Below are 23,892 nucleotides of genomic sequence, written 5' to 3' on the forward strand. Positions count from 1 at the left end.
GATTGAAAGCCATGGATTGAGCTGCTGGACAAAAGGCTGCGTCTGATCTGAATATCACTCGCACCGCCAAACCGTAGGAGCCGGCTTGCTGGCGAGCGCTGTAGTTCAGTAGGCAACTGATTCGCTGACACTCCGCGTTCGCCAGCAAGCCGGCTCCTACGACGATCTGCGTCTCATCTGAATATGAGTGCACCGCGCGTCTGCAGGTTGCGCCCCTCCAGGTGCGGTTCGCCAATGCTATGATGCGCCGCATTCACCGCTCAGGATTGCCCCGCGCCCCATGGATTACCGTAAGCCCTCCGACCGTAAAAGCATGCACTCGCGCATTGTCCAGGACATCGGCATGCAGATTGTCTCGGGCCGTTTCAAGCCTGATGACAAACTCCCCGCCGAAGCCTCGTTGTGTGAAGAATATGCCGTCAGTCGTCCGGTGCTGCGCGAAGCCACGCGGGTACTGGTCGCCAAAGGGCTGGTGTATTCCCGGCCGCGGGTGGGCACGGTGGTCAAGCCGCGCCGCGAGTGGCACATCCTTGATCCGGACGTCCTGCACTGGCTGATGCAAAGCTCGCCGCAGAACGAGTTTTTCGCCCTGCTCACCAGCGTGCGCAGCATCATCGAACCGGCCGCCGCCGCCCTCGCCGCGCAACACGCGACACCTGAAGACATCACCGCCATCGGCGAAGCCTACGACCGCATGGCCGCGGCGCCGACTGTCGAAGACGTGCTGCAACCCGACCTGGATTTCCACAGCCGCATCGCCGACGCGACTCACAATGATTTGCTCGCGCACTTGTGCAACATGCTGTCGCTGGCCTTGCGCGAGGCGTTGAAGCATTCCAACAAACGCCCCAACCTGCACGAACTGGCATTGCCCCGCCATCGCGCCATCCTCACCGCCATCGAAAACCGCGATGCGCTGGGCGCCCATCACGCCACGCTGGTGCAACTGGACGATGCGCGCAATGCGCTGAATGCGGTGCTGGGGCAAGGCGTGAAGCTGTAACTCCACAAAACGACGCGTGCACTTCGTAGGACCGGCTTTAGCCGGGGGGCCTTTGATCTGCTCTCGACCGCAGCAAAGCGCACGCAATCTCAGGGCAGATAAATACTGAACAAACCGCCGCCCAGCTCGCCGCCGTTGGCGATTTCGATGTGGCCGGGGACGCCTTTGCGCTGATGCTGTCGGGCGATGTTCGCCGCGAAATACAAACCCAGTCCGGTGCTGCCGCTGTTCTGGTTGATGCCCAGCACGTAGTCGGTCTGCTCCTCGATCATGCGCGCGGGAAACCCCGGCCCGTTGTCGTTGATGCTGATTACCAGTTGCTCGCCGACCTGCCCTGCCGTAATCAGCACTTCACTGCGCGCAAAGCGGATGGCGTTGATGACCACGTTGGACACCACCGAGCCCACCAGCTCGCGATCGAAGAAGCCGGGCAGACCGAAATCATCAACCGAATAGCGCGCCGTGATGCCCCGACTGACGAGCACTTCCTGATGGAAGGCCAGTTGCGCTTCGATGAAGTCATCCAGCTCATGATAATCGGGGCGTAACGGCAGCTGGTTCACCCCAAGCTTGTACAGCCCCAGCAGTTGCACCAGCATGCCGTTCAAGTGAGCGAATTCGTAATCGATGACGCCCTGCTCCGGCGTACCGCGATAGGCCTCGGGAAGCTGCTTGACCCACTGGCCGTGGGCCTGGATCAACGACCCCAACGAGTTCTTCATGTCGTGAACGGTGGACGCAATTACCATGGAAAAGTCGAGCCCGAGATCCTGATCTTTCATTCGCCGAAAGCCCTGAGTCGCAGTTTCTGGAAACGCTCGAAGCGCGGGTCGGTCTCCGGCATCTTGCCCACCATCTTGAGACTGTTCTGGCATTCTGCCAGGCTCGCCGCGTCGAGATTCTGAACGCCCATGTGCAGCAGCGACTGCGCCATGTTCAGGGCGATACTGATGTTTTTCGGTTGCAGGGCCAGGCCCTGGCGGAACAGGTCCTGCGCCTCGCCGAGCTTGCCGGCGCGGTAGCAGCGAATGCCCTGAACGTTGAAATCGATGGCCGCTTTGCCGGCGCCGAGGATCTCGGGATCGTCGGTCTGCTTGGCGATGTTCTGCATGACCAGCGGATCATCGCCGTAAATTTCGGCACAGCTTTTCAGAATGCCCGCGCCAGCGTTTTCCTGGCCGAGGGCCTTGAGCTGCGACGCCACCGCTAGGGCCGCATCGGCACTGAGAAACTGCTCCATGCCCTCAAGCCGTTCCATCGCCTGCTCGGTCAGCTTGGCAGCCATTTCCGGATCGGAGGACGCGACGCTGGTGGCCTTCATCAAACGCGCGCGCACTTGCAGGCCGGCATCGTTGCCGTTTTCCTTGGCGACTTCGGTCAGGGTCTGGTTGATTTCGACGCGGGCGCGCGCATCCAGGCCGCGCTCGCCGCCACGGCTAATCAATGCCTGTGCGAAACCCAGGTTGGTTTCGGGATCCTTGAAGCGTGAAAACTGGCCTTGGGAGACGGCCTGGCGATAGGCCTTCGAAGCGCCGTCGAAATCCTCGTTTTCCAGCGCCAGCTTGCCCAGCAGACGCTGACGGCGCACGGCGTAAGGCGACAAGCGCACGGCCTCTTCCAGCATCTTCTGCGCGCGCTTGTTATCGCCGCTGGCCACCAGCACGTCGGCCAGCCCGTCGTACAGCACCGGCATGGCATTGAAGGCGCGAATCGCTTCCTCGTACACGGCCTGCGCTTCGGCGTTACGCCCGCGCTTGAACAGCAGCTTGCCCAACGCCACGTACGCCCAGGGTTGCGGGCGGTCGGCCAGGATCGACTTGAGAAAGGCTTCCAGCGGCTCGTGCTGGTTAAGGTCACGCAGTGCATCGGCTTTGTAGCGCAGGCACAGCGGCGCAAAGCGTGGGTCCTGTTGGGTCAGTGCCACGCAGGCGGTCAGCACTTCGGTCGGGTTGCTGCGGTCGAGCGCTTGCAGGATCGGCTTGAGCAACGTCTTGCGCTGGACGATCTTTTCCAGACGCTGAGCCAGGCTTGCACGGTTGAACGGCTTGGTCAGGTAGGCATCAGGCTCCCACTCCAGCGCACTCATCACCATCGCCTGGCTGTTCTCGGCGGTGACCATGACAAACACGCTTTCATGGCTGATCAGCCGATCGGTCATCAGGTCTTCGAGCACCTGCTGGCCGTTCTTCTTGCCGTCGCCCAGATTGAAGTCGTGGAGGATGAAGTCGTAGCGCTTCTGCGCGCACATCTTCAGCGCCTCCTCGCCGGTGTCGGCAGTGTCCACCGCCTTGACGCCCAACTCGCGCAGCATCGAGCGGACCGAACTGCGGAAGTCGGAAAAATCGTCGACGATCAGAAAGGTTTTTTGGTTCCACGCCAGCATCGAGATTCCTGTCACCGGATAAATAATCGGCCCTGAGGCACTTGCAAGGGCGGCGGTCTCGTTCCCAACGTCCGGGAAGAAACGGCCAATAGAGTTGCGGCATGACGCCGCTTGTCCGAGTTATCGGCGGCTGCAGGGCAAAGCTTAGGCACGCCAAGCGGGAAAAGTGAGGCCCTCGCGCCGTGTTGACGGGGCATCGATACCGAAGGATCCGCAGGAGACCAGGTAAAGTCCTTGAGCGCTCCGCCGATATCCAGTCATGCAACGCGTAGCCAACAGCCGCAACCCATTCCCTCCGAGTGCACCCCATGTCCTGGCTGACCGACCTGAAATTGAAGACCAAGCTCCTTTCGGCTTTCTGTCTGTGTGCGCTGATCACCGTGGTGGTGGGTGTGCTGGGGCAGAGCGGTATTTCCCGGCTGTACGATCTCTTCCAGAACACCGTCAGCGACAACCTCTACTCGATCGCCACAGTCGATTCGGTCAAAGCCAACGTCATCGCTACCAACCGTGACTTCTTCAAGGTCATCGGACTGAGCGCGCTAAAGGCCAACCCGGATGACATCAACGCGGCGATCCAGTCATTGAAGGAAAACCAGGCGCAGGCCGAGACGGACTTCAAGGCCTATAGGGCCACTCCGCTGGCCCCGGATGAGAAGGCCGCTGGTGATGACTTCGAGCGCGACTGGGCCGCTTACATCAGCGCCGCCCTCAACGCCTTGTCGGTGGTGCAAAGCGGCGATCTCGAGCAAGCCAGCAAGTTGGCCGCCACCAGCGTGACCCCAAGTTATCGCAAGACCATGGGCGAGCTGAAGATCATGATCCAGTCCAACGCGCGGCAAGCCAATGAACAGGCCCAGGAAGGCATCGAAACGGACAAACAGGTGACGTGGATTCTGATCATCGGTTCATTGATAGCGGTGGTGTGCGCCATTACCTTGGGCCTGATCGTCACGCGAATGATCACCCGGCCGATCTATCAATCGGTGGCCAGCGCCACCCGGGTAGCGGGCGGTGATTTAAGCCAGCCTATCCATCTCGGCGGCCAGGATGAAACCGGGCAGTTGCTCAAGGCGCTGTCCAACATGCAGGGCAGCCTCAAGGGCACGGTTCAGCAGATCGCCACCGCTTCGGATCAACTGGCGTCCGCCGCTGAAGAATTGACCATGGTGACCGACGACAGCACCCGCGGGCTGATGCGTCAGAACGATGAGATCCAGCAAGCCGCAACGGCCGTCAACGAGATGACCGCCGCGGTGGAAGAAGTGGCGCGCAACGCCGCCAGCGCGTCGCTGGTGTCTGCGCAGACTTCCGAAGATGCCATCAAGGGCCAGCAACAAGTGCAGCAGGCCGTCAGCGCGATGAACACCATGACCGTGGAAATCACCGAATCGACCGAGCGCGTCGGAGCGCTGGCCGGGCAGATCCGCGACATCACCAAAGTGCTCGACGTGATCCGCGGCATCGCCGAGCAGACCAACCTGCTGGCCCTCAACGCCGCCATCGAAGCGGCCCGCGCCGGCGAGCAGGGTCGGGGCTTCGCGGTGGTGGCGGACGAAGTACGTGCCCTGGCCCACCGCACTCAAACCTCCACCGGCGAAATCGAATCGATGATCAGCAAGGTGCGCAATGGCGCCGACGAAGCGGTGAAGGCCATGGGCAAGAGTCAGGCGATCGCCGTGCACACCCAATCATTGGCCACCGAAGCCGGCCACGCGCTGGAACGCATCAGCGAAGGCGTCAGCCAGATGAACGAACGCAACCTGGTGATCGCCAGCGCGGCCGAGGAACAGGCGCAAGTGGCTCGCGAGGTAGACCGCAATCTGGTGAATATCCAGGACCTGTCGACGCAGACCGCAGCCGGCGCCAATCAGACCAGCGCATCGAGCCAGGCCCTGTCGCGACTGGCCGTATCCTTCCACTCCATGGTGGGCAAATTCACGCTGTAACCGGCGTGGCGTTTCGGCGCCCGGCCAGCCAATCGCCACCCTGAGACAAAATGGCGTATTGACTAATTTGACACCCGATTTGTCGAAAATGACATTTCGGGTACAATCCCCGCCCGCCGCAGGGGATGGACCTGATGACCAGGTCCTGCGGTGGATGATGTTTACTCAAGCTGCTGATTCCAATGATCGAATAAAAAGCACAGCACCGAGGGACATAGAACACGAGGTCGACCTTTTCACTGGCCTCTTGACCCTTCCTCCTCGTTTTCCGAGAGCGAAGCCTGTCTGACGTTCGCGCCGCACACTGGCGCCCGGCATTGCAGGACGTTGCGCGACGAATGCTGCAGGCGGATAACTTTCTATCTATTGGATGATTCGATGTTCAAGAAAACGAGCACCGCTCTACTGGGCCTCGCGATTTCGGCCACCTTCCTGCAAGCCCACGCCGCAGAAAGCAAGAAAGTCGATGTACTGCTGATCGGCGGTGGCATCATGAGTTCGACCCTGGGCGTCTGGCTCAATGAACTCGAGCCAGGCTGGTCGATGGAAATGGTCGAGCGTCTTGATGCGGTCGCCGAAGAAAGCTCCAACGGCTGGAACAACGCCGGCACCGGTCACTCCGGCCTCGCCGAGCTGAACTACACGCCTGAAGACAAAGACGGCAAGGTCAACATCTCCAAAGCCATCGAGATCAACGAAGCCTTCCAGGTCACCCGTCAGTTCCTGTCGTGGCAGGTCCGCCAGAGCGTCCTGAAGAACCCGCCTTCGTTCATCAACACCACACCGCACATGAGCTTTGTGTGGGGCGATGACAACATCAAATTCCTGAAAAAGCGTTATGACGCGCTGCAAGCCAGCCCGCTGTTCCGCCCGATGCAGTACTCCGAAGACCCGGCGCAGATCGCCAAGTGGGTCCCGCTGATGATGGAAGGCCGCGATCCTTCGCAGAAGCTGGCGACCACCTGGACGCCAATCGGCACCGACGTCAACTGGGGTGAAGTCACCCGTCAGTACGTGTCCTACCTGCAGACCCGCCCGAACTTCGACTTGAAGTTGTCCAGCGAAGTCAACGACATCACCCGCAACGACGACGGCTCGTGGCACGTTGAATACAAGAACCTGAAAGACGGCACCACCAGCGGTACCGACGCCAAGTTCCTGTTCATCGGTGCAGGCGGCGGTGCATTGAAGCTGCTGCAGAAATCCGGCGTGCCTGAAGCTCAGGACTACGCAGGCTTCCCGGTCGGCGGCTCGTTCCTGGTCACCGAGAACCCGACCGTTGCCATGCAGCACATGGCCAAGGCTTACGGCATCGCCTCCACCGGCGCGCCGCCCATGTCGGTTCCGCACCTGGACACCCGCGTGCTGGACGGCAAGCGCGTGATCCTGTTTGGCCCATTCGCTACCTTCTCTACCAAGTTCCTGAAAGAAGGTTCGTACTTCGACCTGTTCAGCAGCATGACCACCCACAACATCTGGCCGATGACCAAGGTGGGCGTGGAGCAGTATCCGCTGGTCGAGTACCTCGCCGGTCAGCTGATGCTGTCTGACGACGACCGCTTCAAGGCGCTGCAGGAATACTTCCCGCACGCCAAGAAAGAAGACTGGCGCCTGTGGCAGGCCGGTCAGCGCGTGCAGATCATCAAGCGTGACGCGGACAAGGGCGGCGTGCTGAAACTGGGCACTGAAGTTGTCTCCTCCCAGGACGGCACCATCGCTGCCTTGCTGGGCGCATCGCCAGGCGCGTCGACCGCTGCACCGATCATGCTCAACGTCCTGGAAAAACTGTTCAAGACCCAGGTCGCGACGCCAGAGTGGCAAGCGAAGATCCATCAGATCGTGCCGAGCTATGGCACCAAGCTGAATGACTCGCCAGCCGCTGTTCAGCAAGAGTGGAACTACACGGCCGAAGTGCTGCAACTGGGCAAGCCGCCTGTGCTCGATCAGAGCGTCGGCACCACCCCTGCCACCCCTGCCGCGCCAGGCAAGCCTGCTGAAAGCAAGCCGGCCAGCGACATGGCGTTGTAATAACGCCTGACCGGTCGCATCGAATCTGATGCTGCTGTTCAACAAAGCCACGAGACTCAGCGTCTCGTGGCTTTTTTATTGCCCATTGATTAACACAAGGGACGCGCGAATGGCCTGAGGAGATTCGGCAGCCGCTGATGACGTGAAAATGAACGGCGAGCGCTTGCGTCAGGTCCACCCTATAGAACCATTCAGGGAGAACGGTATGGACGCTACAAACACCCAAGTGCTGAGGGATGTCGTCGTCATCGCAGGTTCACAAGGCGCGACCGAGGCCTTGCGGCACCTGCTCGCCAAGCTGCCGGCGGATTTTCCCGCTGCCGTGCTTATCGTTCTTCACACGCCCCCGTCAGGCCCGGACTACCTGGCTTCGGTGCTCGGTCGCTACTCGGCGCTGCCTGTCGGCTACGGTGAGGAAGGCGAGCGGGTGTTGCCAGGCCGCGTGTATCTGGCCCCTGCTGACCGGCATCTTGAGATCGTCTCCCCCGGGCTCATTCATCTCGACGACGGACCCAAGGTACATTACGCCCGTCCCGCAGCCGACCGCCTGTTCGTCACCGCCGCCGAAGTGTTTCGTGAGCGGGTGATCAGCCTGGTGCTGTCAGGCGGCGACTCCGATGGATCGGATGGGGCGGTAGCGGTCAGGAACGCTGGCGGGTTGAGTTTCGTACAGCGTCCAGAAGAAGCGCCGGTGCCCAGCATGCCGATTGAGACGATGCGAAAAACCAGATTGAGCCCTCAGCTGAGTGCGGAAGAAATGGCAGACGCGCTCATCAACGCGGTCGGCAGCGTTCACAACTGACCGTTCATAGGAGGCCAGCAAGCATGCCAGGAGGCGAACAGCAACCACCGCCGTCAGGCCCCTTCGATCTATTGGATCTGGGCCCGGGACGGAACACGGCCGTGTTTCGCCTCACCCTTGCATTCATGATCCTGGTGCTGATGACCTTCATCTCGGTCGAGGGGTGGCGCGCCTGGCGCGATTACAACCACGCCTACGACTTCGCCCGGGACTCGGTCACCAATCTGGCCCGTGCAACCGCGCAGCACGCTGAGGACGCCATCAGGCAGGTCGACATCCTCACCTACGCCCTGGGCGAGCGGGTCGAAGGCGATGGTCTGGCCAATATCAATGCCCCGCGCATCCATGCACTCATGGTGCAGCAATCCAGGCTCATGCCTCAGCTCCACGGGCTGTTCATCTATGGCGCCGACGGGCGATGGATCGTCACGGACAAGGATGTGCCCCCGGACACCCCGAACAATGCGGACCGGGACTACTTCATTTATCACCGTGACCATAACGATCCACGCGTGCGCATCAGCAATGTGGTCAAAAGCCGCTCCACCGGCGAGCTGGTCATCCCGGTCTCCCGACGGCTGAACAATCCTGACGGCTCGTTCGCGGGCGTACTGGTGGGGACCATCAAGCTCAGCTACTTCATGGATTATTACGGCGACTTCAAGATTGATGATCGCGGCGCGCTGGTGCTGACGATGCGTGACGGAACCATTCTGGTCAGACGCCCGTTCATGGATTCCGTGGTGGGGCAAAGCCTGGCCGACAGCGAGATCTTCAAACGCTACCTACCGACCGCCAACGAAGGGATCGCAGAAGTCAGAGCCGTGGTTGACGGCACGTACCGGCTGTACGCCTTTCGTGCGCTGTCGAGCTACCCGCTGGTGGTCGAAGCAGGGCTGTCAAGAGAATCCTTCGTCGGGCCGTGGCGTCACGATCTGCTCAAGTCCGGGCTCGTACTGCTGGTCCTGATCGCCGGGTTTATCGGATTTGCCTTCATCGTGCTGACCCAGTTGCGCGGTCGCATGGCCATGGAGAGCGAGATCCGCCTCGCCCATCAGGCCGTCAGAGACATGGCCCTCACCGACAGCCTGACCAGACTGGGCAACCGGCGCCGCCTCGACATGGCGCTCGACAGCGAGATCGGTCGGGCAAAACGGCAGCGCTACCCGCTCGCCTTTATCATGCTCGACATCGATTACTTCAAGCGCTTCAACGACCGCTACGGCCATGCGGCGGGTGACGACTGTCTCCAGCAAGTCGCCCAGGCGATCAGCGGGGTGTTGAAACGGCCTGCGGACCTCGCGGTTCGCTACGGTGGCGAAGAGTTCACAGTGCTGCTCCCGGACACCGACATCCAGGGTGCGGGCCGTCTCGCCGAGGACATCTTGCAGGCCATACGAGGGCTCGCGCTGGAGCACGCCGACCATCCTGAACAGATCGTCACCGCCAGTGCGGGCGTCACCGCCAGATTCCCTGCGCTGGAAGACACGACGCCTGCCGGCATGATCAAAGCGGCGGATGCCTATCTTTATTACGCGAAAAATAATGGCCGCAATCGTTGGTACGCGGATCAGCACACTCAGGCGAACGCGCCGGCATGACCGACAGATTGGGTTGATTGGCCAAATGGCCAAGACATGTCAGAGGAGAGGGGGTGGTGTCAGACGGGAGTACAGGTGAATCAGATATGTCCCCTGCAGGAATCGAACCTGCATCTAGCCCTTAGGAGGGGCTCGTTCTATCCGTTGAACTAAGAGGACACCAAAACAGACGGCGTGCATCTTAACGACAAGGCGCTGGCTTGTCATGTCGTCATTATCAACGGGAGCTGTAGGCCGGTGCCTGCCAGTCACATCAGAGGGCTATCGTGCAGAATGCAACGATGGCCATGGGCCTTATTGCAAAACGCAACCCTACAATCCCAAAATATCTAAATAACTCATTGATTTTTATAGTATTTATTTACTTTCAAGATTGGCATGCAGACTGCACTCCTCTTGTTCACGAATCACCCCTCTGAACGCCGTCCCAGCGAAGGTACCCGAGATGAACATGACACTGTCCCTGCTCAACGCTGCCGCGCTTGTCGCCTTGGTCGCCTTCCACTTCCATAACGATGGCAGCACGTCAGAGGCCGTGAAATCAGACAGCATCGCGGTTCAGGCTCAGCCTCATCACCTCATGCAACAGGCGCCGCGATTCGCAGCCATGCCAAGTCAGGGCACAGGCGCCATTCTGGCGCATGACGATTCAGAAACCGTGCCGGTGAGTCGCTCGGAGCACTGGGTATTCTGATCAGGGGCAGCCGATCAATCGCTACATCAGATCCGTCACGCTCTCCATCAGAGCGCCCCTATTAGAGAGCAGCCATGTCCAAAGCAGCAATTTCGTTCCTTATCCTGGCCCTGATGGCCCTCGCCGCAGACCAGCTGCTTGCCCCCTCAATGGAAACCATGAGTACCCTGGCGAAAGCAGCCGCAGGGATTTTTGCCAGCCTGTTCGTCGCAGCGTTGTTCGTGGGACGCCGTTTCAAGTTCGATCCAGTATTGCGCCAAGCCAAGCCCTGAGCCATGGCCAGCTCCTGCTGGCATATTGCACGGCTGAACAACGCGCCCGTGTGGGCTTTGGCTTACGCTTCAGCCTTCATGATGTGATAGACCCTTCGTCTCTTTCTTGACTCCCTCCTCGTATTATCGTCACTCTCCCACTACGCTGGAGACAGATAGCCATCACGCGCTTGCCCAGCAACGGCAGGGCTGTAAGCTTCCCAGTTTGCAAACCAGAACGCATTTCGGATAATTGGTGCTGGCTAAAAGCCTTTATCTAGTTCAATATTTGTCACACATTTGACGCCAAGGATTCGACGCATTGGTGCAGGATGGCGATCCTTTATGCGGGCTGGTTGAACATTTCGTCCAAAAGACAGTCAGAGCATGACATCTGCGGCCTAATGCAAGAACCGCCTCTCTCTTTGAACTAATTCGGTTAAATATATGAGCCCTATGAAACAGGCCAATTATTCCAGTCGCACAGCTGACAAGTTCGTAGTTCGCCTACCTGAAGGCATGCGCGAGCGTATTGCGGACGTCGCCAAACAGCACCACCGCAGCATGAACTCTGAAATCATTGCGCGGATTGAGCAGAGTCTGATTCAAGAAGGCGCGCTGGGTGATGAGCCAAGCCTGCGTCTGGACAGCCCCGAGCTTTCGCTTCATGAACGCGAGCTGCTGCAGCGCTTCCGTCAGTTGGCCCACCGCCAGCAGAACGCACTGGTTTCCCTGATTGCACATGACACTAGCCTGGCAAACGACGACGAATAAGTCGTTCAAACCAGAGACTAAAAAGCCAGCGCCCTGCTGGCTTTTTTGTGCCTTAAATTTAACGATTCCACTGTTTCGCACAGAGTAGATGGTTTCGCGGACATTAAAAAACCGCCCTGAAGGCGGTTTTGTGTGAAGCGTACGGTCAGAGCAAAAACACCGTCGCCAACCCGAGGAAGATAAAGAATCCGCCGCTGTCGGTCATGGCCGTGATCATCACACTGGCGCCCATCGCCGGATCGCGCCCGAAGCGAACCAGGGTCATCGGGATCAGCACGCCCATCAACGCCGCCAACAGTAGATTCAATGTCATGGCGACAGTCATCACGACCCCAAGGGACCAGCTGTGATACAGCAGATAGGCGACGATCCCGATCACCCCACCCCACACCAGACCGTTAATGAGCGCGACAGCCAGCTCCTTGCGCATCAAGCGTGAGGTGTTGCCGGTGTTGACCTGATCGAGGGCCATGGCCCGGACAATCATCGTGATGGTCTGGTTGCCCGAGTTGCCGCCAATTCCCGCCACGATCGGCATCAACGCTGCCAGCGCCACCAGCTTCTCGATGGAGCCTTCGAACAGGCCGATGACCCGGGAGGCGAGAAATGCAGTAATCAGGTTGACGGCCAGCCAGGACCAGCGGTTGCGCAGTGAACGCCAGACGGAGGCAAAGATGTCTTCTTCTTCGCGCAGACCCGCCATGTTGAGGACTTCGGTCTCGCTCTCCTCGCGGATGAGGTCGACCATCTCATCGATGGTCAGACGGCCGATCAGCTTGCCGTTCTTGTCGACCACCGGGGAAGAAATCAAGTCATAACGTTCGAACGCCTGGGCGGCTTCATACGCATCGCCGTCAGGATGGAAGCTCACCGGGTCACTGGCCATGACCTCAGACACCTGCTTCTCGGGGTCGTTGACCAGCAGACGCTTGATGGGCAGCACACCCTTGAGAACGCCATCGGAGTCGACCACGAACAGTTTGTCGGTATGACCGGGCAGTTCTTTGAGACGGCGCAGATAGCGCAGAACGACTTCCAGGCTGACATCCTCACGGATGGTCACCATCTCGAAGTCCATCAGGGCGCCGACCTGCTCTTCGTCATAGGACAAGGCAGAGCGCACGCGCTCACGCTGCTGACTGTCCAGCGCCTCCATCAACTCATGGACGACATCGCGGGGCAGCTCTGGCGCAAGGTCGGCGAGCTCGTCGGCGTCCATTTCCTTGGCGGCGGCCAGCAGCTCATGATCGTCCATGTCGGCGATCAGGGTTTCCCGAACGGAGTCGGACACTTCAAGAAGGATGTCGCCGTCGCGCTCGGCCTTCACCAGCTGCCAGACCGTCAGACGGTCTTCGAGGGGAAGTGCTTCGAGAATGTAGGCAACGTCGGCAGAGTGCAGGTCGTCGAGCTTACGCTGCAGCTCGACGAGGTTTTGCCGGTGAACGAGGCTCTCGACACGATCCTGATTCTGGCCTTCCTGACGGTGTGTCAGGTCTTCGACGATGCGCTGACGTTGCAGCAAGTCGATGACTTGGGCGAGACGATCCTGAAGGCTTTCCTGCGTCTTTTTTACTTCGATTTGGGTCATAGGCGAACTCCACTCCCAGCAGTGGAACCCGCCAGAAGATCAATCAGTCGATTCTTGATTGGTGAAACTTAGTGTTGAGTTGCTACTGGGTAAGTCCATGGAGGTAGTCCACAAGCCCCGGCGGGGCTGACGGGCGCAATCATACACCGCTTGCCTTGACGTGAGGCTAAAAATTCAACGTGAAACAAGCGGTTGCAACACAACGTAACCGCCGGCCAAGTCGCTCCCGCTACCCCGTCATATCCGGTGAATAAAACCGGCTCGCGGTGATAAATCCTCATCGCTATCCTTTCCGGACACGGGTCAGGGAGGACACTGCGATGCCGCTGAACACTGAAAATCTCTTCATCACTCTGCTGCTGCTTCTGCCACTCGGCGCAGGCGGCACCACCATTAATCGCTGCCAGGATCAAAGTGGCAGCGTGACTTTCACCACACTGAGCTGCCCCAGCGGTCAAGCCATAACGCCACAGGCTATCAATCCAGCATCGGGCATGAGCTTTACGCCCCCTACTCAGACTGAGAAAGCGGACAATCTGCAAAAGCCTAAACGTAACGAAGTGGTGATTGTGGGCCAGCGCGATGACGGTTGCGGAAATATCCTGAGCGCGGAGCAGCGCCGCAAGGCGATCATCGATCAGCAGACGCCAACGGGGATGACCAAACGCGACGTGGAAAGCTTGCTGGGGCGACCGGACAAGATCATCAGCCGTAACGCTGAAGTGCGGTATGTGTATGAAGAGAAGAAGGGACGCAGCAGACAGGTGTCATTCGATAAACACGGCTGCGTAAAAGGCAAACGCTAGAAAGCAAAAAGCCCGCATTTGCATGCGGGCTTTTCGTTTTATGGTGCACTCGACAGGATTCGAACCTGTGACCGCTCGGTTCGTAGCCGAGTACTCTATCCAGCTGAGCTACGAGTGCAGATGGCGCTTTTTAAACCAGTTCACCTCTGGGCATTGCGTTTTACTTCTGGAAGTGAGTGGTGCTTCCGAAGACCTGTTGAAGCCAGGCTCTTTCTAACTTAAGACTGTTATTCGTATCACTACAAACAACGCTTAAATGGTGCACTCGACAGGATTCGAACCTGTGACCGCTCGGTTCGTAGCCGAGTACTCTATCCAGCTGAGCTACGAGTGCATTTGTTGCCGCGCATTATAGGCCGTCAAATCTCTTGGTCAAGCACTTTTTCTAGTAAATTCAACAACTTACAGATCAAGCCAGATTACAACGTACTACGCTAATAATGGCGGAGAACGGGGGATTCGAACCCCCGACACCCTTTTGAGGTGTACTCCCTTAGCAGGGGAGCGCCTTCGGCCACTCGGCCAGCTCTCCGCAACACGGGGCGTATAATAACCACCCTTTTCCCCGTTTGCAAACCAAAAATTCAATAAAAATTAATGGCTTGGTTCTTCGCCCTTCTCTTTCTTTATACGCAGGTAAATCTCTTCGCGGTGAACAGCCACTTCCTTGGGCGCGTTGACCCCAATGCGTACTTGATTGCCTTTTACGCCGAGCACGGTCACGGTGATTTCACCATCACCAATGATCAGACTTTCCGCGCACCGGCGAGTCAGAATCAGCATACCTATCTCCTTACGGCTTACATTCAAGGGACTACAGTCTGCATAGACAAACGGCATGGGCCCGATCCGCAAGCGGCCGAAGGTCTATGCCTCAGTATCGACCAGCGCCGGAAAAAGAACAGCTTATCGCACACATCCACTACCAGAAGGCGCGGCCCAAACCGCGCCTCCTGCCCAAGGCTTATTCGCCCTGACGCGGTGCGTCGAGTTCGAAGGCGGTGTGCAGCGCGCGCACGGCCAGCTCCAGGTACTTCTCTTCGATCACCACCGAGACCTTGATTTCCGACGTCGAGATCATCTGGATGTTGATGCTCTCCTTGGCCAGCGCTTCGAACATGCGGCTGGCAACACCGGCATGGGAACGCATGCCGACACCGACGATGGAAACCTTGGCGATCTTGGTGTCGCCAATGACTTCACGGGCGCCGATTTCGTTGGCGGTGTTCTGCAGGACCTGCAGCGCCGCCTGATAATCATTGCGGTGTACGGTGAAGGTGAAATCGGTGGTGTTATCGTGCGAAACGTTCTGCACGATCATGTCGACTTCGATGTTCGCGCCGCTAATGGGACCGAGAATCTTGAACGCAACGCCCGGGGTGTCTGGCACGCCACGGATGGTCAGCTTGGCTTCGTCGCGGTTGAAGGCGATGCCCGAAATGATCGGCTGTTCCATGGATTCCTCTTCATCAATGGTAATGAGGGTGCCTGGACCCTCTTTGAAGCTGTGCAGTACGCGCAGCGGGACGTTGTACTTGCCAGCGAACTCGACGGCGCGAATCTGCAGGACCTTGGAGCCGAGGCTCGCCATCTCCAGCATTTCTTCGAAGGTGATCTTGTCCAGACGCTGGGCCTGCGAGACAACGCGCGGGTCAGTCGTGTAGACGCCATCGACGTCGGTGTATATCTGGCACTCATCGGCTTTCAACGCCGCAGCGAGCGCCACACCGGTGGTGTCGGAACCGCCACGACCCAGGGTCGTGATGTTGCCTTCTTCGTCGACGCCCTGGAAACCGGCGACCACCACCACACGACCGGCCTTCAGGTCGGCGCGAATTTTCTGATCGTCGATCTGCAGAATACGCGCCTTGTTATGGGCGCTGTCGGTGAGGATGCGGACCTGATTACCGGTGTACGACACAGCCGGCACGCCACGCTTGATCAGCGCCATGGCCAACAGAGCGATGGTGACCTGCTCGCCGGTAGAAACAATGACGTCCAGCTCGCGTGGCACCGGCTGATCGCTGATCTGCCGGGCCAGTTCGATCAGGCGATTGGTTTCGCCGCTCATGGCCGACAGGACGATCACCAGATCATCACCCGCATCACGGAATTTCTTGACCTTGTCGGCCACCTGTTCGATGCGCTCTACCGAGCCCACCGAGGTGCCGCCAAACTTTTGTACGATTAAAGCCATCTCAAAGCCGCCTCAGCCCATGAAGGGCGCCCGTTATCATTCAAACCGCGAAGCGCCGGAACCCGCATGGCGGGCCCCGGGTGGGTCGACTTAAATACCTTGTTCGGCGAACGGAACAGCCAGTGCCAGCGCTGCTTCGAGTCCGGCAGCATCAACACCGCCGCCTTGCGCCATGTCAGGACGACCGCCGCCTTTACCGCCTACTGCGGCAGCCGCTTGCTTCATCAAATCACCGGCTTTGAGTTGGCCAGTCAGGTCTTTGGTGACGCCTGCCACCAGCACGACCTTGTCTTCATGCACCCCGCCAAGCAGGATCACTGCGCGGCCGAGCTTGTTCTTCAATTGGTCAACCAGAGCCAGCAGCGCCTTGCCATCCTGACCGTCGAGACGGGCAGCGAGGACCTTGACGCCTTTGACGTCCACTGCCGAGCCCGACAGGTCGTCGCCCGCAGCACTGGCCGCCTTGGCCTGCAGTTGTTCCAGTTGTTTTTCCAGCAGACGGTTGCGTTCCAGCACCGCCGACAGCTTGTCCAGAACGTTGTCGCGATTGCCTTTGACCAGGTTCGCGGCTTCCTTCAGTTGTTCTTCAGCGGCGTTCAGGTATTCCAGCGCCACGGCGCCGGTGACCGCTTCAATACGGCGCACGCCGGCGGCCACACCGCTTTCGCTGATGATCTTGAACAGCGCGATGTCGCCGGTACGGTTGGCGTGAATGCCGCCGCACAGCTCGACCGAGAAACCGCCGCCCATGCTCAGCACGCGGACGTTGTCGCCGTACTTCTCGCCGAACAGCGCCATGGCGCCCTTCTCCTTGGCGGTCTCGATGTCGGTTTCTTCGGTCTCGACCGCGGTGTTCTTGCGCACTTCGGCGTTGACGATGTCTTCAAGCGCTTTGATCTGCTCGGGCTTGATGGCTTCGAAGTGGCTGAAGTCGAAACGCAGGCGCTGACTGTCGACCAGCGAGCCTTTCTGCTGAACGTGATCGCCCAGCACCTGACGCAACGCGGCGTGCAGCAAGTGCGTGGCCGAATGGTTCAACGAAGTAGCCTGGCGCACTTCGGCGGCGACTTCGGTGCTGACGGTGGTGCCGACTTCCAGGCTGCCCGACACTTGAACACCGTGGTGCAGGAACGCGCCGCCGGTCTTGGTGGTGTCGCTCACGTCGAAGCGCACTTCGCCGTTGGCGGTCAGGTAACCGCTGTCGCCGATCTGGCCGCCGGACTCTGCGTAGAACGGGGTCTGGTCGAGGATGACCACACCGTCTTCGCCTTCGCTCAATTGCTCGACCGCGAGGCCGTCTTTGTAGAGCGCGACGACCTTGGCCTCGCCTGCGGTGGCTTTGTAGCCGGTGAACTGCGTGGCCACGTCAACCTTGACCAGGCTGTTGTAGTCCATGCCGAAGGAACTGGCGGAACGCGCACGCTCACGCTGGGCATCCATCTCACGCTCGAAACCGGCCTCGTCGAGGGTCAGGTTGCGCTCGCGGGCGATGTCGCCGGTGAGGTCCATCGGGAAACCGAAGGTGTCGTACAGCTTGAACACTACGTCGCCAGGGACAACGGTGCCCTTGAGTTCGGCGAAATCCTGTTCGAGGATCTTCAAGCCCTGCTCCAGGGTCTTGGCAAACTGCTCTTCTTCGGCCTTCAGCACTCGCTCGATGTGCGCCTGCTGGTTTTTCAGCTCGGGGAAGGCTTCGCCCATTTCAGCAACCAGTGCGGCGACGATCTGATAGAAGAAGCTGCCCTTGGCACCCAGCTTGTTGCCGTGACGGCAGGCGCGACGAATGATGCGGCGCAGCACGTAGCCACGGCCTTCGCTGGACGGCAGTACGCCGTCGGCAATCAGGAAGCCACACGAACGGATGTGGTCGGCGACGACCTTCAGGGACGCCTGATTGTCGTTGCTGCAACCAATAGCTTTTGCAGCAGCGGCCAGCAGACTCTGGAACAGGTCGATTTCGTAGTTGGAATTGACGTGTTGCAGCACGGCGCTGACGCGCTCAAGGCCCATGCCGGTGTCGACCGATGGCGCTGGCAGCGGGTGCAGAACGCCGTCGGCCGTGCGGTTGAACTGCATGAACACGTTGTTCCAGATCTCGATGTAACGGTCGCCGTCTTCTTCCGGCGAACCCGGCGGGCCACCCCAGATGTCGGCGCCGTGGTCGTAGAAGATCTCGGTGCAAGGGCCGCACGGGCCGGTGTCGCCCATGGTCCAGAAGTTGTCGGAGGCGTATGGCGCGCCCTTGTTGTCACCGATACGCACCATGCGCTCGGCCGGCACGCCGACTTCCTTGGTCCAGATGTCGTAGGCTTCGTCGTCGGACGCGTAAACCGTGACCCAGAGTTTTTCTTTGGGCAGGTTCAGCACGCCGGTGAGGAAGGTCCAGGCGTAGGTGATCGCGTCGCGCTTGAAATAGTCGCCGAAGCTGAAGTTGCCCAGCATCTCGAAGAAGGTGTGGTGACGCGCGGTGTAGCCGACGTTATCCAGGTCGTTGTGCTTGCCACCGGCACGCACGCACTTCTGGCTGCTGACGGCGCGGGTGTAGGCCCGCTTTTCCTGGCCGAGGAAGCAATCCTTGAACTGGTTCATGCCTGCGTTGGTGAACAGCAGGGTCGGGTCGTTGCCCGGGATCAAGGAGCTGGAGGCGACTCGGGTGTGGCCTTGCTCTTCGAAGAAGCGAAGGAAGGCTTCACGGATTTCTGCGCTTTTCATAGGTTCTTCCACGGAAACTGCGGCCTGGCACATGCATAGCGTCATTCGACGCAGCGACGGCAAAGGGCCGCATTATATAGGCGTTGTACGCTCGGTACAGCGTGTTATTCGATAGAAACCGGCAATCGGGCTGATCACCCGATCAGCGAGCGCCAAATTCGGCAAATGCCGCAACCACCTTGTCCAGATGCGCAGCCGTCACATCTAGATGGGTGACCATGCGCAACCGCGGCGCGGCGCTTAGCACGATACCGTGCTCGGCACACAGGGCGTTGAGCGCCTGGGCGCGATCGCCGATGTGCACGTAAACCATGTTGGTCTGCACCGGCTCGACGTCAAAACCGAGGTCCGCGAGGGCTTTGCCAAGGGCGCTGGCATTGGCGTGATCGTCGGCCAGACGCTCGACCTGATGCTCCAGCGCGTACAACCCCGCCGCTGCCAGGATGCCGGCCTGACGCATGCCGCCGCCAACCATCTTGCGCAGGCGCCTCGCCTTGGCGACGAACTCACTTGAGCCGCACAGCACCGAGCCGACCGGCGCGCCGAGCCCTTTGGACAGGCACACCGAAACCGAATCGAAGTGCCGGGTGATTTCCCGCGCGTCCACGCCCAGTTTGACGGAGGCGTTGTACAGGCGGGCACCGTCGAGGTGCAGGTTCAGGCCTTTTTCCCGGGTGAATGCCCGGGCCGCCGTGAGGTAATCCATTGGCAGGACCTTGCCCTGCATGGTGTTTTCCAGGGCCAGCAAGCGGGTGCGGGCGAAATGGAAGTCGTCGGCCTTGATGGCAGCGGCAACCTGATTCAGGTCCAGCGATCCGTCCGCCTGATTGTCGAGCGGCTGAGGCTGGATCGAGCCGAGCACCGCCGCGCCGCCGCCTTCGTATTTGTAGGTGTGTGCCTGCTGGCCGACGATGTATTCGTCGCCACGCTCGCAGTGGGCCATCAGGCCAAGCAGGTTGCTCATGGTGCCGGTCGGCACGAACAACGCGGCGGCATAACCGAGCCGCTCGGCCAGCCACGATTCCAGCCGATTGACCGTCGGGTCTTCGCCATACACGTCATCGCCAAGGGGCGCGCTGGCCATGGCGTCGCGCATGCCGGCCGAGGGTTGGGTCACGGTGTCACTGCGCAGATCGATAACCGCCACGATGAAGCTCCCACTCATTAGGGTCGAGCTTCAGTTCTGAGGCCCGGGGCTTCGATAATCAAGGCTTGGGGCAGGAATGCCAAGACGCCTTATAAGAAAAGCTGATGAAAACCATCAAAAAGGCTCCAAGCGAATCCCGGAAATCTATGTTACAAACTGCACGCCGACGGTAAATGCCGTTGGCAACGTTCTCAGGGCGGGGTGCGATTCCCCACCGGCGGTAATGGCGCGCAATGCGTCTAGCCCGCGAGCGCTTGCAGCGAGTTAAGGCTCGATGCAAGGTCAGCAGACCCGGTGTGATCCCGGGGCCGACGGTATAGTCCGGATGAAGAGAGAACGGGACTGGCACAGCAGGATCGTTTCGAAACGGGTCCAGGCGCATGGCGTCGGGAACGGTTTCGCACGTACCCTGGCATCCCATTCGATCCAAAACGCCCTGTTTTTTTCATTAAACAGGAGTCAGAACACATGCAACCTACCGCCATTCACGCTCACGAGCGCATCGCTTTCATTCAAGCCTGCTGGCACAAGGAAATCGTCGATCAGGCGCGCAAGGGCTTTGTCGCCGAGATGGCGCAACACGGTTATGCCGAGACCGACATCGATTTCTTTGAAGTCGGCGGCGCATTCGAAATCCCGCTTCACGCCAAGCTGCTGGCCAAGTCAGGTCGCTATGGCGGCGTCGTGGCTGCAGGTCTTGTGGTCGACGGCGGTATCTATCGCCACGAGTTCGTCGCGCAATCGGTGATCAGCGCACTCATGCAGGTTCAGCTGGACACCGAAGTCCCGGTGTTCTCGGTCGTGCTGACCCCGCACCACTTCCACGCCGGTGAAGAGCATCAGAAATTCTTCTTCGATCACTTCGTGCACAAGGGCCAGGAAGCGGCCAAGACCTGCGCGGACACGCTGACAAAACTGCGTGCAGTGCGCAGGGTCGGTGAGGTGCAGAAAGCGGCGGGTTGATTTGCACCCGAAGATCAAGATCAACTGCTTCCCGGCTGAAGCCGGTCCTACAGACCTACCGCGTTCCCACTGTAGGACTGGCTTTAGCCGGGAAGAGGCCGGTTTGATCGCCACGCATTTCATTGAATGCTTGCGCTGCCCTTAGTGGGACCGGCTTCAGCCGGGAAGAGGTCAGCATGACCGCCATCAGGCCAGCGTCTCGTCCGTCGCCGGCACGATCAGAATCCCCGCCCGCAGCCCGTTTTTGACGTTCGGGTTGGGGAAGATGATCCGGGCGCCCTCTTCTTCTATCACCCAGCGTGAATCGGCCAGGTCTTCGGCCAGCACGTAACCTTTTTCCAGTTCCGTGAAGTTCTCGATGTCCGCCGGCAAGTGCAGCTGGAAGGCGTCGCTGTGCTTGATGATCTCCCGGGCCACGCTGAACAATTGCAACCCGTTCAGGTCCGCAGGCTCGTCGGCTTCGATCCCGGCAATCAAATGTTCGAGGCAGGCTTGAAGCTTGTCGAGATTGACCTGCTGGTTCTGCCCGAACGGGCGCGCCTTGCCCAATTCCAGGGTGAAGGCTTCAGCGTCGAGCTTGTCGTAGGTGTAGGCGCTGAACACGATCGAGGACTTGTTCTGCAGCAGCACCGCTTCCATGCCGGCAGTACGCAGCCGGGCGAGTTCGCGGCGGGAATGGGCGCGACCTTCCTTCCACGGGTACAGCGCGAACTGCTCGATCTTCGAGCCGCGAATCGCCGTGTGCAGGTCGTAGTGCAGTCGGTAGCGGCCCGGAATGTTGAAAAAGCTGGCGGCCAGACGCTCGAGTTCGCAGGCGCGCAAGGCTTCGCTGCCGCCGCTGTGCTCGTGACGGCCGTTGAACAACCGATTGACGTCCTGCTCGACGTAACGCCCGCCGCTACGCATCGCTTCGGGGTTGCCGAACAGGAACAGAATACGCGCGCGAGGCTTGAGTTCGCCCCGGGCGATGGCGTGAATCAGCGCGTCGAGCAGCTCGATGGGCGCGGTTTCATTGCCGTGGATGCCGGCGGACAGCAGCAGGTCGGTGCCATTGTCTCGCGCCTCGGGAGGCCGGACTTCCAGCGCCCCCTCGGCCAGCCAGCGCATGCGAACGCCGTCGACGGTCAGCTGAGTCTTTTCCGCGGGTTCGCGACCCGCGAGGGTCAGTTCAAGCAGTTTGCCGAGGGCGAGCATGGGGAGCTTCCTGCGCAGGCTTAGTCGTGGGTGCAGTCTGGGCCGTGCACGTGGCCTTCTTCATCGTCGCCGCTCATGTCAGCCGGTTCCATTTCCAGTTGCAGGCTGACCAGGTTAGTCGCCAATGGACGCAGCAGCAGGTTGGCGTATTCGGCATCGCCTTCTTCGACGTCAACGCCGATCAGCAACTGGCCACGGCCATCCTGTTGAATCCAGACCTCTTTGCCCTGCCAGATAACGGCAAGACGGGTGCAGGACGTTTCCAGCTGAGTGCCGTCGGTGTCTTCAAGGATCAAACGCAGCGCGTCGGTCATGGCAAAACTCTCTCTGTAAAAGCAAAAACATCGTCGCCTGACGCCAGTTGGGCGCAGGCGTAACGGATGGGGTGCATCAGTTGATCTGGAAAGGATAGACCGCGCCCAGTTTCAGGTGCTGCGTCAGCTCGTCCAGCGCCGTACGGCATTCAATCAGCAGTTGTGGATCGGCCAGATCGCTGTCGCTCATGCGATCGCGATAGTGCTTGTCGACCCACTGCGTCAGCGTGTCGTACAGCGGCGCGGTCATGATAACGCCTGGATTGACCGCCGCCAGTTCGGTTTCATTCAGCGCCACGCGCAGACGCAGGCACGCCGGCCCGCCGCCGTTCTGCATGCTCTGCTTGAGGTCGAACACCTTGACCTCGCGGATCGGGCTGTCGTCCGCCAGCAGGTGCTGCAGGTAATTCCAGACGCGTTCGTTGCTGCGGCACTCCTCCGGCACGATCAGCAGCATCGAACCGTCGGCGCGGGACAGCAACTGACTGTTGAACAGGTACGAACGCACCGCGTCCTCCACGGCCACTTCACTGCGCGGCACGCAAACGGCCTGGAAGCGACCGCCGCGTTGACCGAGTTTATCGTGCAGCTCGGCGAGCATGGGCTCGGTGTTGAGGAACGCGTCCTCGTGATAGAACAGGACTTCACCATTGCCGACCGAGATCACGTCGTTGTGGAACACGCCTTGATCGATCACGGCCGGGTTCTGCTGGGCGAAGACCACGCCTTCGGCGCTCAGCCCGTGCAGACGCGCAACGGCCTGGGAGGCTTCGAGGGTCTGGCGCGCCGGGTATTTCTGCGGCGCGGGAAAACGGCTGTCGAACGCGGCGCGTCCGTAAACGAAAAACTCGACGCCGGGCTCACCGTAGCTGCGGCAGAAACGCGTGTGGTTGGCCGCGCCTTCGTCGCCGAACTGGGCGACGGCAGGCAACGCCGCGTGGTGGGCGAAATGCTGCTGATCGGCGAACATCGCGCCGAGCACGCGGCTGGTGGTCGGGTGCTCGATGCTGCGGTGGTACTTGCAGTTGAGGTTGGCGGCGGTGAAATGCACGCGACCGTCGGCGGTGTCGGCGCTCGGGCTGACCGTGGCGGCGTTGGCCACCCACATGCTCGACGCCGAGCAGCTGGCGGCCAGCAGCGGCATCGACTCTTTGGCGGCGCGCTCGATCACCTGCGCGTCGCTGCCGCTGAAGCCGAGCTTGCGCAGACCGGCCACGTCGGGACGCTCCTGCGGGGCCAATACGCCTTGGGTGAAACCCATTTCCATCAGCGCTTTCATCTTGGCCAGCCCCTGCAAAGCGGCCTCGCGCGGATTGGAGGATTGCTGGCAGTTGTTCTGGGACGCGACGTTGCCGTAGGACAGCCCACCGTAGTTGTGGGTCGGGCCCACTAGACCGTCAAAGTTGACTTCACAGGATTTCATCGGTGAGGCTCCGTGGATCTGTATTTTTTATAAACATCAAAAATCGTATGGCTAGGCTGCAAT

20 protein-coding genes, 4 tRNA genes and 1 riboswitch are annotated in these 23,892 nt (G+C 60.0%); of the genes, 10 read left to right on the forward strand and 14 right to left on the reverse strand.

Going from position 1 to position 23,892, the window contains the following annotated elements; genetic code table 11:
* Window positions 1-280 precede the first annotated feature (280 nt).
* Window positions 281-1,003 (forward strand): FadR/GntR family transcriptional regulator, encoded by a 723-nt coding sequence (locus tag OKW98_RS22320; RefSeq protein ID WP_265386699.1) that lies wholly within the window; start codon window positions 281-283, stop codon window positions 1,001-1,003.
* 89 nt (window positions 1,004-1,092) lie between these two features.
* Here OKW98_RS22320 and OKW98_RS22325 read toward each other — a convergent pair whose 3' ends face one another.
* Window positions 1,093-1,785 (reverse strand): sensor histidine kinase, encoded by a 693-nt coding sequence (locus OKW98_RS22325; protein ID WP_265386700.1) that lies wholly within the window; start codon window positions 1,783-1,785, stop codon window positions 1,093-1,095.
* A complete protein-coding gene (locus OKW98_RS22330; RefSeq protein WP_265386701.1) occupies window positions 1,782-3,386 on the reverse strand; it encodes a tetratricopeptide repeat-containing response regulator in 1,605 nt (534 codons plus the stop codon). The genes OKW98_RS22325 and OKW98_RS22330 overlap by 4 nt, the downstream gene beginning before the upstream one ends.
* A 308-nt stretch (window positions 3,387-3,694) precedes the next feature.
* Between OKW98_RS22330 and OKW98_RS22335 the strand changes: the two genes are divergently transcribed.
* The 4 genes from OKW98_RS22335 (at window position 3,695) to OKW98_RS22350 (ending at window position 9,766) form a co-directional block, all read left to right on the forward strand.
* The gene (locus OKW98_RS22335) at window positions 3,695-5,335 is read left to right on the forward strand and encodes a methyl-accepting chemotaxis protein (protein ID WP_265386702.1); all 1,641 of its coding nucleotides are present in this window, start codon (window positions 3,695-3,697) and stop codon (window positions 5,333-5,335) included.
* A 378-nt stretch (window positions 5,336-5,713) separates the two neighbouring features.
* Entirely contained in the window at window positions 5,714-7,363 is a 1,650-nt protein-coding gene (mqo, locus tag OKW98_RS22340; RefSeq protein WP_265386703.1) for a malate dehydrogenase (quinone), read from the forward strand.
* Between the two features lie 205 nt (window positions 7,364-7,568).
* Window positions 7,569-8,165, forward strand: coding sequence for a chemotaxis protein CheB (locus tag OKW98_RS22345; RefSeq protein ID WP_265386704.1), 597 nt, complete (start codon window positions 7,569-7,571; stop codon window positions 8,163-8,165).
* A 23-nt stretch (window positions 8,166-8,188) separates the two neighbouring features.
* A complete protein-coding gene (locus tag OKW98_RS22350; protein ID WP_416147560.1) occupies window positions 8,189-9,766 on the forward strand; it encodes a diguanylate cyclase in 1,578 nt (525 codons plus the stop codon).
* An 87-nt stretch (window positions 9,767-9,853) separates the two neighbouring features.
* Here the strand turns inward: OKW98_RS22350 and OKW98_RS22355 are convergent.
* Window positions 9,854-9,925 (reverse strand) — tRNA-Arg (locus OKW98_RS22355).
* Between the two features lie 286 nt (window positions 9,926-10,211).
* Here OKW98_RS22355 and OKW98_RS22360 point away from each other — a divergent pair.
* The 3 genes from OKW98_RS22360 to OKW98_RS22370 all read left to right on the forward strand — a co-directional run bounded on the left by OKW98_RS22360 (window position 10,212) and on the right by OKW98_RS22370 (window position 11,485).
* Complete coding sequence (locus OKW98_RS22360; RefSeq protein ID WP_265386705.1) at window positions 10,212-10,460, forward strand: hypothetical protein; 249 nt, start codon at window positions 10,212-10,214, stop codon at window positions 10,458-10,460.
* Window positions 10,461-10,534: 74 nt separating this feature from the next.
* The gene (locus tag OKW98_RS22365; protein ID WP_265386706.1) at window positions 10,535-10,732 is read left to right on the forward strand and encodes a PA3371 family protein; all 198 of its coding nucleotides are present in this window, start codon (window positions 10,535-10,537) and stop codon (window positions 10,730-10,732) included.
* Window positions 10,733-11,158: 426 nt separating this feature from the next.
* The gene (locus OKW98_RS22370) at window positions 11,159-11,485 is read left to right on the forward strand and encodes an Arc family DNA-binding protein (protein WP_065986187.1); all 327 of its coding nucleotides are present in this window, start codon (window positions 11,159-11,161) and stop codon (window positions 11,483-11,485) included.
* 145 nt (window positions 11,486-11,630) lie between these two features.
* Here the strand turns inward: OKW98_RS22370 and mgtE are convergent, their stop codons facing one another.
* Entirely contained in the window at window positions 11,631-13,073 is a 1,443-nt protein-coding gene (gene mgtE, locus OKW98_RS22375) for a magnesium transporter (RefSeq protein WP_265386707.1), read from the reverse strand.
* Between the two features lie 320 nt (window positions 13,074-13,393).
* Between mgtE and OKW98_RS22380 the strand changes: the two genes are divergently transcribed.
* Window positions 13,394-13,879, forward strand: a complete 486-nt coding sequence (locus OKW98_RS22380; protein ID WP_265386708.1) for a DUF4124 domain-containing protein — start codon at window positions 13,394-13,396, stop codon at window positions 13,877-13,879.
* Between the two features lie 41 nt (window positions 13,880-13,920).
* On the opposite strand, the gene OKW98_RS22385 is transcribed toward OKW98_RS22380, so the two are convergent.
* The 7 genes from OKW98_RS22385 to ltaE form a co-directional block, all read right to left on the reverse strand.
* Window positions 13,921-13,997, reverse strand: a tRNA-Arg gene (locus OKW98_RS22385).
* A gap of 139 nt (window positions 13,998-14,136) precedes the next feature.
* Window positions 14,137-14,213: transfer RNA gene (locus tag OKW98_RS22390), tRNA-Arg, on the reverse strand.
* 107 nt (window positions 14,214-14,320) lie between these two features.
* A tRNA-Ser gene (locus OKW98_RS22395) sits at window positions 14,321-14,411 on the reverse strand.
* 62 nt (window positions 14,412-14,473) lie between these two features.
* On the reverse strand, window positions 14,474-14,662 hold the full coding sequence (gene csrA / locus OKW98_RS22400) for a carbon storage regulator CsrA (protein WP_122851651.1): 189 nt from the start codon (window positions 14,660-14,662) through the stop codon (window positions 14,474-14,476).
* A gap of 181 nt (window positions 14,663-14,843) precedes the next feature.
* Window positions 14,844-16,076 carry an aspartate kinase gene (locus OKW98_RS22405; protein ID WP_265386709.1) on the reverse strand — a complete coding sequence of 411 codons (1,233 nt, stop codon included), beginning with the start codon at window positions 16,074-16,076 and terminating at the stop codon, window positions 14,844-14,846.
* A gap of 90 nt (window positions 16,077-16,166) precedes the next feature.
* Window positions 16,167-18,788 carry an alanine--tRNA ligase gene (alaS, locus tag OKW98_RS22410; protein ID WP_265386710.1) on the reverse strand — a complete coding sequence of 874 codons (2,622 nt, stop codon included), beginning with the start codon at window positions 18,786-18,788 and terminating at the stop codon, window positions 16,167-16,169.
* 142 nt (window positions 18,789-18,930) lie between these two features.
* On the reverse strand, window positions 18,931-19,935 hold the full coding sequence (gene ltaE / locus OKW98_RS22415; RefSeq protein WP_265386711.1) for a low-specificity L-threonine aldolase: 1,005 nt from the start codon (window positions 19,933-19,935) through the stop codon (window positions 18,931-18,933).
* Between the two features lie 183 nt (window positions 19,936-20,118).
* Window positions 20,119-20,277, forward strand: a riboswitch (FMN riboswitch).
* Window positions 20,278-20,403: 126 nt separating this feature from the next.
* On the opposite strand from ltaE, the gene OKW98_RS22420 reads away from it, so the two are divergent.
* Window positions 20,404-20,898 carry a 6,7-dimethyl-8-ribityllumazine synthase gene (locus OKW98_RS22420; protein WP_265386712.1) on the forward strand — a complete coding sequence of 165 codons (495 nt, stop codon included), beginning with the start codon at window positions 20,404-20,406 and terminating at the stop codon, window positions 20,896-20,898.
* 186 nt (window positions 20,899-21,084) lie between these two features.
* On the opposite strand, the gene astE is transcribed toward OKW98_RS22420, so the two are convergent.
* The 3 genes from astE to astB all read right to left on the reverse strand — a co-directional run bounded on the left by astE (window position 21,085) and on the right by astB (window position 23,829).
* Window positions 21,085-22,092 (reverse strand): succinylglutamate desuccinylase, encoded by a 1,008-nt coding sequence (astE, locus tag OKW98_RS22425; protein ID WP_265386713.1) that lies wholly within the window; start codon window positions 22,090-22,092, stop codon window positions 21,085-21,087.
* A gap of 20 nt (window positions 22,093-22,112) precedes the next feature.
* Window positions 22,113-22,406: a topoisomerase II gene (locus OKW98_RS22430; RefSeq protein WP_065986195.1), complete on the reverse strand. Its 294-nt coding sequence runs from the start codon at window positions 22,404-22,406 to the stop codon at window positions 22,113-22,115.
* 76 nt (window positions 22,407-22,482) lie between these two features.
* A complete protein-coding gene (astB, locus tag OKW98_RS22435) occupies window positions 22,483-23,829 on the reverse strand; it encodes an N-succinylarginine dihydrolase (RefSeq protein ID WP_265386714.1) in 1,347 nt (448 codons plus the stop codon).
* Window positions 23,830-23,892: the final 63 nt, after the last annotated feature.

Source organism: Pseudomonas sp. KU26590 (assembly GCF_026153515.1).
Lineage (GTDB): Bacteria > Pseudomonadota > Gammaproteobacteria > Pseudomonadales > Pseudomonadaceae > Aquipseudomonas.

Excerpts from the sequence above, each read along its gene's own strand:
- OKW98_RS22320 (WP_265386699.1), top strand. The coding sequence starts at position 281 with ATGGATTACCGTAAGCCCTCCGACCGTAAAAGCATGCACTCGCGCATT.
- OKW98_RS22325 (WP_265386700.1), bottom strand. The coding sequence starts at position 1,785 with ATGAAAGATCAGGATCTCGGGCTCGACTTTTCCATGGTAATTGCGTCC.
- OKW98_RS22330 (WP_265386701.1), bottom strand. The coding sequence starts at position 3,386 with ATGCTGGCGTGGAACCAAAAAACCTTTCTGATCGTCGACGATTTTTCC.
- OKW98_RS22335 (WP_265386702.1), top strand. The coding sequence starts at position 3,695 with ATGTCCTGGCTGACCGACCTGAAATTGAAGACCAAGCTCCTTTCGGCT.
- mqo (WP_265386703.1), top strand. The coding sequence starts at position 5,714 with ATGTTCAAGAAAACGAGCACCGCTCTACTGGGCCTCGCGATTTCGGCC.
- OKW98_RS22345 (WP_265386704.1), top strand. The coding sequence starts at position 7,569 with ATGGACGCTACAAACACCCAAGTGCTGAGGGATGTCGTCGTCATCGCA.
- OKW98_RS22350 (WP_416147560.1), top strand. The coding sequence starts at position 8,189 with ATGCCAGGAGGCGAACAGCAACCACCGCCGTCAGGCCCCTTCGATCTA.
- OKW98_RS22360 (WP_265386705.1), top strand. The coding sequence starts at position 10,212 with ATGAACATGACACTGTCCCTGCTCAACGCTGCCGCGCTTGTCGCCTTG.
- OKW98_RS22365 (WP_265386706.1), top strand. The coding sequence starts at position 10,535 with ATGTCCAAAGCAGCAATTTCGTTCCTTATCCTGGCCCTGATGGCCCTC.
- OKW98_RS22370 (WP_065986187.1), top strand. The coding sequence starts at position 11,159 with ATGAGCCCTATGAAACAGGCCAATTATTCCAGTCGCACAGCTGACAAG.
- mgtE (WP_265386707.1), bottom strand. The coding sequence starts at position 13,073 with ATGACCCAAATCGAAGTAAAAAAGACGCAGGAAAGCCTTCAGGATCGT.
- OKW98_RS22380 (WP_265386708.1), top strand. The coding sequence starts at position 13,394 with ATGCCGCTGAACACTGAAAATCTCTTCATCACTCTGCTGCTGCTTCTG.
- csrA (WP_122851651.1), bottom strand. The coding sequence starts at position 14,662 with ATGCTGATTCTGACTCGCCGGTGCGCGGAAAGTCTGATCATTGGTGAT.
- OKW98_RS22405 (WP_265386709.1), bottom strand. The coding sequence starts at position 16,076 with ATGGCTTTAATCGTACAAAAGTTTGGCGGCACCTCGGTGGGCTCGGTA.
- alaS (WP_265386710.1), bottom strand. The coding sequence starts at position 18,788 with ATGAAAAGCGCAGAAATCCGTGAAGCCTTCCTTCGCTTCTTCGAAGAG.
- OKW98_RS22420 (WP_265386712.1), top strand. The coding sequence starts at position 20,404 with ATGCAACCTACCGCCATTCACGCTCACGAGCGCATCGCTTTCATTCAA.
- astE (WP_265386713.1), bottom strand. The coding sequence starts at position 22,092 with ATGCTCGCCCTCGGCAAACTGCTTGAACTGACCCTCGCGGGTCGCGAA.
- OKW98_RS22430 (WP_065986195.1), bottom strand. The coding sequence starts at position 22,406 with ATGACCGACGCGCTGCGTTTGATCCTTGAAGACACCGACGGCACTCAG.
- astB (WP_265386714.1), bottom strand. The coding sequence starts at position 23,829 with ATGAAATCCTGTGAAGTCAACTTTGACGGTCTAGTGGGCCCGACCCAC.